Origin of the sequence: Acetobacter sicerae (assembly GCF_011516765.1) — a bacterium.
Lineage (GTDB): Bacteria > Pseudomonadota > Alphaproteobacteria > Acetobacterales > Acetobacteraceae > Acetobacter > Acetobacter sicerae.
The window spans coordinates 1-13,687 of sequence record NZ_JAAABN010000032.1 but is presented as its reverse complement, the minus strand read 5'-3'; the positions used below and the strand labels follow the sequence as shown (position 1 = coordinate 13,687).

The 13,687-nt window shown below is 53.6% G+C and carries 12 protein-coding genes and 1 pseudogene; 1 reads left to right on the top strand and 12 read right to left on the bottom strand.

The annotated features are described in order from the left end of the window. Nucleotides 1–104 (top strand): annotated as a pseudogene (locus GVI59_RS17425) (IS5-like element ISMex42 family transposase); the annotation flags it as partial. A gap of 94 nt (nt 105–198) precedes the next feature. Here the strand turns inward: GVI59_RS17425 and GVI59_RS17420 are convergent. The 12 genes from GVI59_RS17420 to mobC form a co-directional block, all read right to left on the bottom strand. Then, nucleotides 199–3,384, bottom strand: coding sequence for a type I restriction endonuclease subunit R (locus tag GVI59_RS17420; RefSeq protein WP_173575333.1), 3,186 nt, complete (start codon nt 3,382–3,384; stop codon nt 199–201). Further along, nucleotides 3,381–4,679 carry a restriction endonuclease subunit S gene (locus tag GVI59_RS17415; RefSeq protein ID WP_173575332.1) on the bottom strand — a complete coding sequence of 433 codons (1,299 nt, stop codon included), beginning with the start codon at nt 4,677–4,679 and terminating at the stop codon, nt 3,381–3,383. The genes GVI59_RS17420 and GVI59_RS17415 overlap by 4 nt, the downstream gene beginning before the upstream one ends. After that, nucleotides 4,673–5,002, bottom strand: coding sequence for a nucleotidyltransferase domain-containing protein (locus GVI59_RS17410; RefSeq protein ID WP_173575331.1), 330 nt, complete (start codon nt 5,000–5,002; stop codon nt 4,673–4,675). The genes GVI59_RS17415 and GVI59_RS17410 overlap by 7 nt, the downstream gene beginning before the upstream one ends. Next, a complete protein-coding gene (locus GVI59_RS17405; protein WP_173575330.1) occupies nt 4,999–5,400 on the bottom strand; it encodes a nucleotidyltransferase substrate binding protein in 402 nt (133 codons plus the stop codon). Before GVI59_RS17405 ends, GVI59_RS17410 begins: the two co-directional genes overlap by 4 nt. Then, a complete protein-coding gene (locus GVI59_RS17400; protein WP_173575329.1) occupies nt 5,400–7,013 on the bottom strand; it encodes a class I SAM-dependent DNA methyltransferase in 1,614 nt (537 codons plus the stop codon). The genes GVI59_RS17405 and GVI59_RS17400 overlap by 1 nt, the downstream gene beginning before the upstream one ends. Before the next feature lie 125 nt (nt 7,014–7,138). Further along, the gene (locus GVI59_RS19195; protein ID WP_242013198.1) at nt 7,139–8,872 is read right to left on the bottom strand and encodes a hypothetical protein; all 1,734 of its coding nucleotides are present in this window, start codon (nt 8,870–8,872) and stop codon (nt 7,139–7,141) included. A 19-nt stretch (nt 8,873–8,891) separates the two neighbouring features. Then, the gene (locus GVI59_RS17390) at nt 8,892–9,281 is read right to left on the bottom strand and encodes a MobC family plasmid mobilization relaxosome protein (protein ID WP_173575328.1); all 390 of its coding nucleotides are present in this window, start codon (nt 9,279–9,281) and stop codon (nt 8,892–8,894) included. Nucleotides 9,282–9,457: 176 nt separating this feature from the next. Further along, nucleotides 9,458–9,670: a site-specific integrase gene (locus GVI59_RS19435; protein ID WP_338422122.1), complete on the bottom strand. Its 213-nt coding sequence runs from the start codon at nt 9,668–9,670 to the stop codon at nt 9,458–9,460. Between the two features lie 88 nt (nt 9,671–9,758). Further along, complete coding sequence (locus tag GVI59_RS19430) at nt 9,759–10,349, bottom strand: hypothetical protein (protein ID WP_338422121.1); 591 nt, start codon at nt 10,347–10,349, stop codon at nt 9,759–9,761. Beyond that, nucleotides 10,346–11,011 (bottom strand): DUF6538 domain-containing protein, encoded by a 666-nt coding sequence (locus GVI59_RS17380; RefSeq protein ID WP_173575327.1) that lies wholly within the window; start codon nt 11,009–11,011, stop codon nt 10,346–10,348. Before GVI59_RS17380 ends, GVI59_RS19430 begins: the two co-directional genes overlap by 4 nt. 303 nt (nt 11,012–11,314) lie before the next feature. Then, nucleotides 11,315–13,105 (bottom strand): hypothetical protein, encoded by a 1,791-nt coding sequence (locus GVI59_RS19190; RefSeq protein ID WP_242013196.1) that lies wholly within the window; start codon nt 13,103–13,105, stop codon nt 11,315–11,317. A gap of 38 nt (nt 13,106–13,143) precedes the next feature. Next, entirely contained in the window at nt 13,144–13,521 is a 378-nt protein-coding gene (gene mobC, locus GVI59_RS19495) for a plasmid mobilization relaxosome protein MobC (protein WP_242013195.1), read from the bottom strand. Nucleotides 13,522–13,687: the final 166 nt, after the last annotated feature.

Genomic DNA, 13,687 nt, shown 5'->3' with positions numbered 1-13,687 from the left:
GGCTCAAGGAGTGGCGGGCTGTCGCGACCCGATATGAGAAAACCGCCGCATCCTTCCTCTCCGTCATCCTCATCGCTGCTACAGCAGACTATATCAAGACCTAACAGGCCCAATCGCTATCCTAACTTTAGAAATTCTATTCTTTCAGGTTCTCTAGCTGAAAAATAAATTCCGCTTTTCCGTATGTATCAGATGCAGCTATAGTCTTTCTTGCCCAGCCCAAATAGGAGCAAACAGCTCCGCTTGACGAAGAATATGCTGCACAGCTTCCGCCTCCATATCGGGCGGGTATCCATAATGGCGAAGCAGGCGTTTGACTGAAGTCCGCATTTTTGCACGGGCCTGCGCCATGACCGTCCAGTCCACTGTGGCATTTTCCCGAATGGTCTTCACCAGTGCTGTGGCGATAACCCGTAGGCTGGGGTCGCCCATGGCGTCCTTGGCACTCTTGTTCTGGGCCAGTGCATCGTAGAAGGCGATTTCTTCTTGTGTCAGGCCCAGTTCCTCTCCCCGGTCACGGGCGGAGGCCATGTCTCGGGCCATGCGGATGAGTTCATCCAGAATTTGAGCGGACGTCAGGGCGTTGGCATGGTACCGGGCAACGGCCTGTTCCAGTCGTTGTGAGAAGGCCTCGGCTTCCGTGATGTTGGAGCGGGTTCGGCTGCGGATTTGACCTTCCAGCAGCTTCTTGAGCGCTTCAATGGCTAGATTGCGTTGGGGCATTTCTCGCACTTCCTGCAAGAAGGCGTCCGAGAGGATGGAAATATCAGGCTTTCCAATGCCAGCGGCTTCCATGATGTCGATGATGTCAGTGGAAATGACGGCCTTGCTGACCAGTTGCTTGATAGCCAGTTCGCGTTCCTGCGCATTGCGCCCATCGCTGCCATTGCTCACACTCTTGACCAGAGCCGCCCTGACGGCCTCGAAAAACCCGATTTCATCGCGTAGTCTGGCGGCTTCATCACTGGCAGAAGCCAGCGCAAAGGCAACCGAGAGCGCCTTGACGGCATCCGGGTAGCGCTTCTGGGCGGCCTTACGCTCTTCATCGTTTTTGGCAGAGGCCATGGCGCGTTGCTGCTGGCCCAGAATATGGTCAAGCGCTCCCGCCATGATGGAAAGCTTGGCCTTGGGTGTCGCGCCATCCTGCAAGGCTGGACGGTAGTCAAAGCCGCCTGCCTGACTGGGGTTGAACATGGCCCGCACAACTTCGTAGCGTTCCTGCAAGGCGCGGATGGCCTCGCCTTCGTCAATGCCGACCTGTTCGCGGTCTCCAGCGGAATATTCACCCAAAGCCGCCTTCAGGTTCTGGGCAAGACCGATATAGTCCACCACCAGACCGCCGGGTTTGCCCTTGAACACGCGGTTGACCCGGGCAATGGCCTGCATCAGCCCATGCCCGCGCATGGGCTTGTCTACATACATGGTGTGCATGGAGGGCACGTCAAAACCCGTCAACCACATGTCACGCACAATAACCAGCCGGAGCGGGTCATTATTGTCCTTCATGCGCTTTGCCAGTAGTTCACGTCGTGCCTTGGACTTCTTGCCAATATGGGGCTGGAAACCGGCAGGATCAGACGAACTGCCAGTCATCACCACCTTGATGGCTCCTTCATTGTCATCGTCACTATGCCATGTGGGGCGCAGGCGGATGATCTCGTTATACAGGGCCACACAGATGGCCCGGCTCATGCCCACGATCATGCCTTTGCCTTCAAGGGCAGTCAGGCGATTTTCAAAATGGGTCACAAGGTCTTTGGCTATCCGACGCAGGCGGGGTTCCGAGCCGACAAGTGCTTCTACGCGGGAGTATTTCTGGCTGAGCTTGTGTTCCTCGTTCTCGGAAAGTCCTTCGACGATATCGGCCAGTTCGTCGTCCAGCTCTTCCTTGAGGTCTTCATCCAGTTCGATGCGCACAAGGCGGCTTTCGTAATAGATGGGCACGGTCGCGCCATCTTCGACGGCCTGCGCAATGTCGTAAATGTCGATGTAATCGCCAAAAATACCGCGTGTGTTCACATCGGCATTTTCAATGGGGGTTCCGGTAAAGCCGATAAAGGAGGCATTGGGTAGGGCGTCGCGCAGATATTTGGCAAACCCGTAGGTCATTTTGCCGGTCTTGGGGTTGAATTTGGCCTCCAGCCCATACTGGCTGCGGTGTGCCTCATCCGCCATGACCACCACATTGCGTCGGTCGGTCAGCATGGGCAGGCTGGTTTCGCCCTCTTCGGGCTGGAACTTCTGCAAGGTGGTAAAGATGACACCACCCGAGCTGCGCCGGAGGAGTTTCTGCAAATCCTCTCGGCTATCCGCCTGTTCCGGTGTCTGGCGCAGCAAGGCCTGTGCGCCAGAGAAGGTGGCGAAGAGCTGGTCGTCCAGATCATTGCGGTCTGTCAGGACAATGATTGTGGGGTTTTCCATCTCGGGGTGGCGGGCAATCACACCAGCATAGAAGGTCATGAGCAGGCTCTTGCCAGACCCCTGCGTGTGCCAGACGACACCGACCTTGCGGTCTCCATCCGGTGCCGAAGCGCGCACAGTCTGCGCCACGGCCTTTCGGCAGGCATGGAACTGGTGATAGCCCGCCAGAATTTTGATGGGGCTGCCGTTCTTTTCGCCAAACAGCACAAAGTCACGGATCAGACCCAAAAACCAGAGGGGGGTAAACACGCCCCGTAGAACGGTTTCCATTTCCTTATGGTTTTTGGCGATCAGGTCTTCACCGTTGATCGTGCGCCATGGCATGAAGCGGTCACGGTCGGCAGTGAGCGAGCCAACGCGGGCTTGTGTGCCATCCGAAATCATCAATGCTTCATTGAAGCGGAACAGAGAGGGAATAAGGCTGCGATAGGTCTGGAATTGGTTCCAGGCTGAATCCAGCGTCGCGTTCTCGGAACTGGGGCTTTTGAGTTCAGCCACTCCAAGCGGCATACCGTTAATGAACAGAACAAGGTCTGGCCTGCGGTTGGCATCGTCCTTTTCAATGACGAACTGGCGCACGACCAGAAAGTCATTGTTCTCCGGGCTTTCAAAATCCAGCAGGCGCACCCGGTCGCCAGACTGTGTGCCATCTTCGCGCACCACATCCACCGGTACGCCATTGACCAGATAGTCATGCAGGCGGCGGTTTTCGTCCACATGGTCGGGTGTGTCTTCGCGAATCAGAGCCAGAAGAGCTTCATCGCGTGAGGCTTGGGGAAGGTGCGGGTTTAGCCTGTCTATTGCTGCCCGCAGGCGTTTTTCCAGAATGACGTCCGATAACGAGGCGCGTTCGGGATTTTTGCCACCGGGGGCAATATCTGGCCCCCAGACAATGGTGTAGCCACATTCGCGCAGAATGTCGCAGGCCCAGTCTTCAATCTCGTTTTCGGACAGAAAGCTCATGCCGCGTCTTCCACCATCTTTTCGGCATCCCGGATGCTGATTTCGCCGGACATTAGCTTGGGGAGGAGGAGGTCTCGGAGTTGGGCGAGGGTACTGGATTCATTGCGGTTGAAATTAATTTTAGCAAGCAGGGGCTGGGCGGTAAGCCCAAACTGACGCATGAGGATATCGGTGGCATGCAATAAGTGCGTTTGCATAACGGCCAAAGGTTGAACTCTTTGATGACTTTTAGATGTGCCTGTTACCATTCCCTGCAAAGTTTCACGAAAAGGTTGGCTAAGGCAGGCACAATATATCAATGCAAGCCAATTTTTTTGGAGTGGGTTAAGAACCATGAATTCAGTCGAGCAAATTCGCTGGTAAGACTCTTCGTGAGCGGTGACCATCCAAACACGTGGTGTTTCAGGATTGAGCTTTGATAAAAGTATAGAATTACTTGGTAAGGAAAATTTTCCACTCTTAATTTCTTCTCCCTTTACCAAATCGGGCATCATACCTTTGTCGAAAGCTGGTAAGCTGAAGTGTAAAAAATCTTCATCAGAAAATTGAGCAGGATTGATAGAGGATTTGCTTAGAATGGCCAGATCAGCCAAAGGCAAAGACTGCCACCCCTCAGGCTTCCCCTCATCATCCAGCCTGTCGGGAAAGAGTTCCCACAATTCTGGTGCGAGGTAGGGGGCTTCTCCGGCCATTTTTGCACGTGTCGGGCCAAAATCGACAAACCAGTCCCGAAACAACGCCCGCGCCATGGCTTCCAGCGTTTCGTTTGTCCGGCGGTTGAGGTTTATTTTGTCGTCAAGGATGGCTAAAATGGAGGCTATGGTACGTTGTTTATAAAGGTTATAATTAGGAATGAGAAGACTCTCTATCATTGCTTTTGTTAAAGCATTTCTCGTTGCTCCAGCTGAAGATAATGCCAATAGATGATTTTGTATGGTTGGAGTGATAAGATAATAACGTAAAAAAAACGGATTTATTTTTTTGGGATTAGTTCGAATAATCGCTACGTGTTGATTTACCCTTGCTGGGAGAGCGTTTTGATCGACTATGCAAGTGCGAGCAACACTGTCTCCTGTGATATTCAGGAGTATATCATTAATGAAAATTTCAACATTTTCTAGATTTTTTGCTTGTTCAGTTGAGATTCGAGCTAAGCCGTTAAAATTAAAACCATCATTATATATATTTTGACTTCTAATTAAAGCTATAGGACCATCAGAACTATAAACCTCTTTGCCACCTCTTGGCGTGGCACCACTCCCAATCTTCAAACAGTTTTCGCCTAAAATTAGCATTTCGAGTATCCGATTGTTTTTGGTTTTATCATTGCGCTTTTTAGAGAAATGATTTTTTGAAATCCTATTTCTGCAAGCTTCCAATCCAGTACATCGACTTTCCATGGTAGGTCAGACTCAGAAAAAGCTTCTTCCAATCGTGCTCGCGTCTCCAAAGACAAAGGTTCATCACCCATAATCGCCAGATCAAGATCAGAAAACGGCTTGGCCTTGCCTGTCACGCGCGAACCAAAGACCCGCACTTCACGGTCGGGCACAATTTCGTTGAGTATCCGCAGTACAATGGCCCGCTCTTCGGGCGTAATGTCGATCTGCCCTGTCACGCTGTGCGCTCTTTCAGCGTGGCCAGCAGAAACTCGGCTTCTGCGATAAAGTTCGGAATGGTGGCCACAACTTGTTTGGCTGTTGCTTCATTATAAGTATGGCTGGTCAGGTTGCGCATTTTGCGAAATACGCTCCACTGGGGCCATGCGCTTTTGAGTAGTCCGGCCTCGTTGGCAGAGCGGATCATGTCCGGAAAGCCCATGCGGTCATAGTCCTCGGGCGAAGCTGAATTGGCTTCCAGAAAGCGCTTCAGGGTCTTGTGGCTGAGTTCATAGGTAAACTCGAAGCGCTGGATCAGGCCGTCCCGCAACTGTTCGTCGTCGGGCTGGTCAAGGTGGCGTGTCCAGCCTTCCTTTAATCGGTTGAGCGCGCGTTCCAGTGGGGTGAGATACAGCATTACACGCTTTCCTTTTGCACGATCAGCTTCAGGGAGGCGGTAATTTTTGCGTTCAGTTCTTCACCCTGCGCAAACTGTTCTTTCAGAGTCTTCTCAAGGGCTGCAAAGCGTTCGGTAAACGGTACGCTGTCTTCTTCGGTTTCCTCTGCTCCCACATAGCGGCCCGGTGTCAGAACAAAGCCGTGTTGTTCCACGTCATCCAGCGTGGCGGATTTGCAGAAGCCCGGAATATCCTCATATGTGCCCGCGTCCTTTTCTCCACGCCATGCGTGGTAGGTGTCGGCAATGCGGGCCACATCCTCGTCCGTCAGTTCCCGGCGGGTGCGGTCAACAAGCTTGCCCAGCTTGCGGGCGTCAATAAACAGGATTTCTCCGCACCGGTCTCGCCAGCCCTTTTGCTTTTTGGTGCGGGTGAGGAACCACAGGCAGGCCGGAATCTGGGTGGAATAGAAAAGCTGACCGGGCAGAGCCACCATGCAGTCCACCACATCGGCTTCCACCATCCGGCGGCGGATTTCGCCTTCGCTATTCTGGTTGGAGGACATAGAGCCATTGGCCAGCACCACGCCAGCGGTGCCGTCGGGAGCCAGATGCCACAGGATATGCTGGAGCCACGCATAGTTGGCATTGCCCGCAGGCGGCTTGCCATACTGCCAGCGAGGGTCTTCCTCTAGTGACGCGTTCCACCAGTCCGACACGTTAAAAGGCGGGTTGGCCAGAATATAGTCAAAGCGCAGGTCTTTCAGTTCATCGCGCAGAAAGCTGCCTTCATTGTTCCAGCGGATATCCGCGCCAATACCCCGCACGGCAAGGTTCATGCGGGCCAGACGCCATGTGGTGTGGTTGCTCTCCTGCCCGTAAATGGCAATGTCACCCAGCTTACCACCATGGGTTTCCACAAAGCGCTCAGACTGCACGAACATACCACCAGAGCCACAGCACGGGTCATACACCCGGCCCTTATAGGGTTCGAGCATGGAAACCAGCGTACGCACCACGCTGGAAGGGGTGTAGAACTCGCCACCGCGCTTGCCTTCTGCTCCGGCAAACCCGCCAAGGAAGTATTCGTACACCCGGCCCAGCACGTCCCGCGCCTTGTCGTCCGTATCGCCCATGCCGATGTCAGAGATCAGGTCAATCAGTTCCCCGAGCATCACGCTATCAAGGGCAGGCCGTCCGTAATCCTTGGGAAGAACGCCCTTGAGCTGTTCCGGGTTGGCTTTTTCAATGGCCAGCATGGCCTCGTCAATCATCTTGCCGATGCCGGAGGAACGGGCGTTGTCTCTCAGGTGAGACCAGCGGGCAGTCTCGGGCACCCAGAAGATGTTTTCAGCCAGATATTCGTCCGGATCTTCCGCTGCTGCTGGATCATCCAGCATCAGTTCAGCATGGCGGGCTTCAAACGCGGTGGAGATGTAGCGCAGGAAGATCAGGCCAAGGGCCACATGCTTGTAATCTGAGGGTTCAAGGTTCTTGCGCAGCTTGTCAGCCGCCAGAAACATCTGCTGTTCAAAGCCCAGTGTCGCGCTCGCCGCCTTGGCCTTGCTCGCTTTGTTGGTTTTCTTGGGAGCAGGGGCAGCATCAGGGTTCTTGCGAGGGCGACCGCGTGGCATGAAAGAAAGCCTTGTTTCTCAGAAAATTCAGATGCCCCAGTTTGACGGAAACTGGCGATCTGGTCGAGAGGCAATGGCGGGATATGAGGTCTGTCTGGCATCGGGGCCGGTGGTGAACCGGGATTTTATGGCGATGGTCCCATGTGAGGTTTGATTGGGGCAATGGCCGTGGTGTTCATCAAGCCTTTTGGAGCAGCCAGTTTTGAGCGCAGGCGGGCGATTACCGGCCTTGCCCGCTCTTTTTCAGCTTGGTGGGCCTTGTCCCATTGTCTGATACGGTCTGTTCTGGCTTTTACTAGCCTGTCAAAACGATGCTGGAGCCATGGTTCGAGTTTTTCCGTATCAGCCATTGCGGTGAATTCTTCATCGTGCTGTTTCCTGAATTCTTCAAGGACAGGTCTATCCTGTTCTGTCAGGGTAGACCGGACAGGTTCTGGCGGTGTTGAGCGCAACCGGACAATATGCAGCAACGCCTGTATAACAAACCGCAGGATTTCGAGGAATTCGAGCAAGAGCTGCTGGCAGACTTTTTCCAGTTTCCCGGCTCGTCCGGTCATGCGTTGCCAGCGGCTTTCTTCCGCTTGTTTCCACTCTCGTTTTGCAACGATATAATGGTCAAAGCTTTTTCGGAGCTGCTTTTGATAGGGGATAAGCTGTCTGCGCCATGTCGCTATGGTTCTGTCTCTGTCCAGAGGTTTCCAGCTTGCTTCCGGGGCTTGCTGGTCGAGAATAGCTTGTTGTTGTGCAATAGCTTTTGTGAGCTCCTTGCGGAAACGGGCCTCCTCTGCACTGATGATGCGGATAGAGGATGTGTAAAGAAGGGGCTGAGTCGTTGGCATATCAACATCAGCCATACGTTGGAGCCAGAGTTCTCTTTGCCATTTGCGCATTTGGGGTCGTTTTATAACAGGTCTTTTTCTAAGGACGGTCTGAGTGTCTGGGTCTTTGGGGATAGGGTATTCCTCATAAAAATCAGGGGTTGTCCGGCGGATGGGTAAACGGCTGCTTTTGATATCTGTTTCTGGCTTGCGGACAGTTGGTTGCTGTTCTTCTGCAAGAAGTTTCCTGAACTCTGCCATTTTGACTTTTGTCAGGCGGGTAAAGCTGCCGATCAGTTTTCCGTCCTGATCTTCAATGATGTGCGCTCCTGGCCGTTTATCCGCCCGGTCCCCTTCGCGCATGGTCAGGCCATGTTCCGCCAGCGCCGCCCGGAATGATTTTAACCTGTCCGACTGTGACCAGAGGGCGCTGACCAGTTTTTTCATCGCCGGGAGGTCAAGCCCCTGTCGTTCCGTGATCCGTCGGGCCTGCGATGTGTAGGCGGCGCGCGGTTTAGCGCTGTCAGAAACAGGGCTCAAGGCTGTGACCTGTTCCGCTGCCTGATGATGGCCTTCCCGGCGTAGGGCCTTGGCAATAGCCTTGTCATGCCTTCCGGGCACGAGAGCATGACCAAGCCGGATTTCCTCCAGCCGTGCGACTTTCTCTAGGCGCATCCATGTGAACCGGCTTTCCAGAACATGGTTGCCCTGCCATTCGGGCAGGATTAGGTGCCCGTGTGTGCTGCCGTCTTTCTGGTGGATGACGAGTGTGAGGTGTTCCGGGTCGGCATGGAGTTCTTCACACAGGCGACAGGCAAAGTCCGAAAGCTGGTTATCGCTCATGGTCTCATCTGGATTGAAAGCGATATGGCGCAGACCGTATGTCAGCCCCTCCCGTCTGGCTTCGCGTATATGGTCACGCATGAGCCAGTCCGACCCCGCCAGAACCCGGATGGCTTCATTCTTTGCACCATGCAGCACATGGCGGGACAAAGCACCCGCGCCACTTTTTGTTCTGATCCGGCTTTCTTTGACGATCATGGGGCATGACCACAAACAGTCAGTGCAGGGTCAGTGCTGGCCTGTCGCACCTGCGACGGGCAGACCTGCCACGGTGGTTTCTCCGTGAGCGGGGGAGACGGTGGTCAAGATGCTGGATCAGCTTCTCAATCTCGTTCAGCACAGTCCCGCAATGCACCACATCGCCACAGTTGGCAGAATGGGCAAGCTGGTTGAGGTTATTCCCGACACGGGAAAGCTGATTACGTATCCCATGTAGTTCATCGGGAACGTGTGGTCCATCATGCCCGGCCAGTTCCGCACTGGTCAGGATGGAGCGTATCCAGTGGGCAGTTGTGGCATGGCCATGAGTGCTGGCGATATGGTTCCAGCGCACCAGTTCATCGGGTGATGCACGGACGGAAAGGCGGGAAGTTCGGGCAATCGGCATAACAAGGTTCTCCTAAAAGAGGGGGTTAACGGGGGAGATTTCTCCCCCTTGCCAGCTTGTCGAAGGCTACCCTTGGGTAGCCATTTGACAAGCTGGCTCCCTGTAAGGGTAACCTATTGAGATGCCCGATTTCCTGTTTTTGTTTTTATGCAAACGAGACTGTCACCATAAGGCTTTCAAAAAGGTATGATGCACTCTTCTGGGTAGTGAAGGGCTTCGATGACCTGCTGAAGGTTGGCGACTTCAATTCCGCAGGTATAGTTCATCGTCCCTTGCGATTTATGGCTGGCTTCATGCCCAAGCACGGTATCAATCCACAGTTCACGGATATGGGCTTCCTGATTTCTGAGCTTGGTGGAAACAGTATGGCGGAAGGAATGAAACGTCACATCTTCCGGGATGCCAATACGCTTTTTATGCTTCGAGAAAGCCCGAGCAAAATTGTCTCCGCGTTCGCCCGTCGCTGAAACCGTGAGGTCAGGAAACAGGTAGTGCTCCCCGGTTATCCCTGAGCAGGCTGAGCCCGTCCATGGTGAGCAGGTGCGAGTGAATGGGAATGATCCGTATGCCCGCTGACGTTTTGGGAGACCAGTTGTCCTCGGGGTGCGGGCGGACATGAAAGCACGGAACCCCTTCAATAACGTCTATGTCCTGACGTCTGAGGTTGCAGATTTCGCCCAGACGCATCCCCGTGAACATGCCAATACTGATGACCCCTGCCCAAGTGGTACGGGAAACCGATGTGCCACTCCATGGGGTATGGGCAAGCAGTGTCAGTTCATCATCTGTCCAGCCTCGCCGTACGATCTTCTTTGTAATGTTGAAATCCCATCCGGCCCATGGATTCCGGTCAGCCATTTCTCGTTGCACAAGATGCATCCATAAGGCGGACAGACGGGAGAAATGGTTTTTCACCGTCTTCCCGCTGACTGTTTCCTGCCCACGTTCGCGGGCCTGTGCGACAGCGTCACGGATTGGAAGGCCAGTTCTTCCTTTGCCATGAGTGGCAGGAAGGTCTGAGAGCAGGTCGAAAAATTCACCAGCGACCGTGCCCGTGATTTTTTTCACCGGCATGTCCCCGAAGGCTTCAATAAAGAGGTCCACGGTTTTGCGTGTCGCTTTTCTGGTATCTTCGCTCTTGTCTTTGTCTGCAAAGACAAATTTTCTGCCATCACGGACAGGGGTGGGGAGGTTGGTTTGCGGGTTTTGGGCTGCGCATTTTCAACCGTGCTTTCCACTGGACCACTCGCAGGGGCAGCCGGGCGATGTTTGCCCAGATCGACAATCAGGGTGGAAAGGCTTTTGATCTGCTCGCGCAACATGTCCTTTTCTTTTTTGCTCACGGCACTGTCTGTAAAGACTTTCTGCATCATGCTTTGAAGCCGTGCTTCCAGTGCCTTGAGTGAGTCTGTGGCGAAAGAGATGAAAGCGCCTTCCTTCTGCGCCTGATTCATTAAAGTCAGGGTGTGATCGGCTTGCAGGGCGCGTTTTTCAGCCCGGAAAGCATCATCAGCAAGGGTGAGCAGTTCTTCCTGTTCCGCGATGATTTTGCCCTGTTCGGTTAGCAGGGCAATCAGGTCCTCGCGTGACAGGTCAGTCTCCATCGTCTTTGCCTTCTCAAAAAGTGCGCCGGTTCGGGCGTAAAGGGCTGCTGCCCGTTCGCGGGCTACCAGCTTACTCTGAGTTTGCAAGGAGAGAGAAATTTCGGTTCGGCCCAGTCGAGCCTGCACTGCAACGGGCACAGCCCGGCGGAAGTGGTAATGAGACCCGATGAGTCGGAGCATCTGCGTTTCCCAGTCTGGGAAGACAAACGGGAAAATCCCGCAGACCCGTCAAATTCTCATTTTACTGTTATATTTCAATAGGTTAGTGGTGCAAACTGCGGGACTCGAACCCGGAAAACAGGGTGAGTTGCGTTCGAAACCTTCATGGTTTCATCAAGGAAAACGCTAAAAGACGTCCTTCTTGGTAACGATGTACGAGAAACACTTTGGAGAAGAAGTCAGTTCTCGTCAAGAGACTTTCCAAAGTCTTTAAAACGGTGAAGGTGTGCCAGGGGTTGGGTGTTGGGTCTGCGGGTTCGGTGCGGGAAACAGTGTGGGACTGCGGGAACGAGACGGCCTGATAAGCACCTGATGTTTCACTTTATGGTTTTTCGTGTCGAGCAAATCAGAAAGCCGCTTAATTTCACGCTGAGCAGTATCTTTCTTGTCTCTGTGCGCTCTGTTCCAATCTGTAATGCGCTTTTGGCGCGCTTGCACGATACGGTCAAAACGCTGGTTAAGCCATGGGTCCAGCATCTGTATGTCGGCCATGGCGGAAAATTCTGCATCATAGGTTTTCCTGAAACGTTGCAGCACTGATTTTCTTTTTTCACTTAGGACGGTTCGAATAGGCTGGGGTGGTTCTGAGCGCAGTCCTACGATATGCAGCAAGGCTTGCACAACAAAACGCAGAACCTCCAGAAATTCGAAAAAGAGCTGATCCGCTCTTCTTTCAAGTCTTGTGGCTTTCCCAGTGAGACGCTGCCAGCGACTTTTCTCAGCGTCCTGCCACTCTCGTTTTGCGACGCTATAATGGTCAAAGCTTTTTCTGAGCTGTTTCTGGTAAGGGGTAAGCTGCTTGCGCCATGTCGCTATCATCTTATCTCGATCAAGAGGTTTCCAGCTTGTCTCTGGTGCCTGCTGGTCAAGAATAACGTGTTGTTGTGCGATGGCTTTCCTGATCTCTTTCCGAAAACGGGCCTCCTCTGTGCTGATGATGTGCACGGAAGAGGAGGATAGGAGTGGTTCTGTCGTGAGAGCGTCCACGTCAGCCATTTTTTTGAGCCAGAGTTCTTTTCGCCATGCAGGGATTTTCGGACGTTTTATAACCGGTGGTTTTCTGGGCATTGGCTGAGTGTCAGACGGTTTGGGAATAGGGTATTCGTTATAAAAATCTGCGGTTGTTCGGCGGATCGCTAGGCGCGTGCTCTTGATGTTGAGTTCTCGTTCATTTTCGATTTGACTCTGCTCTTCTAAAAGCAGTTTTCGAAAGTCTGCGGCTTTGACTTTTGCTAGGCGGGTAAAGCTCCCCACCAGAAGGCCATCACTGGTTTCAATAATGTGAGCGCCCAGTCGTGTCTCTTTACGGTCCCCTTCACGCAGCGTCAGAGAGTGGTCTTTCAAGGCTGCCCGGAAAGCTTTTAACCCGTCTGATTGTGACCAGAGAGACGTGACCAGCTTTTTCAGGGCTGGAAGATCAAGTCCTTGTCGTTCGGTGATACGTCGCGCCTCTGATGTGTAGGCAGCGCGGGGTTTTGCATCATGAGAAACGGGAACGAGCGCATCGACCTGTTCCGCTTCACTGTGACGACCTTCCTTGCGCAAGGCTTTGGCAATCGCCCTGTCATGCCGACCAGCCACCAGTTTGTGCCCAAGTCGGATTTCTTCAAGGCGCGCGACTTTTTCCATGCGCATCCATGTGAACCGGCTTTCCAGGACATGATCTTGTTGCCACTCTGGCAGGATCATGTGACCGTGGGTACTTCCGTTCTTTTGGTGGATGACAAGGGTAAGGTGTTCGGGGTCTGCGTGGAGTTCGTCAGACAGACGACGGGCAAAGGCTGACAGCTGTTCATCGGTCATCACTTCATCTGGATTGAAGGCGATATGACGGAGACCGTATTTCAGTCCTTCACGATGGGCTTCGCGCATATGGTCATGCAGGAGCCATTCAGACCCGGACAGAACTCTGATGGCTTCATTTTTCGCGCCATACAACACATGACGGGCAATGGCACCGGCTCCGCTCTTTGTTGTGATCCTGCTTTCCTTGACGATCATGGGTCATGTTCTCACAGGACTTTCAATGACGCGTCATGTCAGCGTCGTCGCACGTGCGGGGGGGGGGCTGACCTGAAGGAAGGGCTCTTGCGTGATCGTGACAGTATCTGGTCAAGCTGATGGATTAGGATGCCAAGATCATCGAGCACACATCCGCACCGGACGGCATCCTCGCAATTTGCAGAACGGGCTAATTGATTGAGGTTGTTGCCGATCCGGGAAAGCTGATGGCGTATGCCACGCAGTTCCTCGGGAACGGGACGGCCATCATGACCAGACAGCTCTGCACGGGTGAGTAGAGAACGTATCCAGTCGGCAGTTGTGGCATGGCTCTGAGCACGAGCGATATGGTTCCAGCGTATCAGCTCGTCTGGGGATGCTCTGACGGAAAGGCGGGATGTTCGCGGTATAGTCATGACTGGTTTCTCCTTGCTTAAGAGGGGGTCAACGGGGGAGATTTCTCCCCCTTGCCAGCTGGAGACCCGCAAAAACCGGTAGCGTTTGGACGGCTATGGTGATTCATTGAAGTTACGCGATCACGGAGGCCTACTATGGATCCCAAGTCCCTGTTCAGTTTGAGCG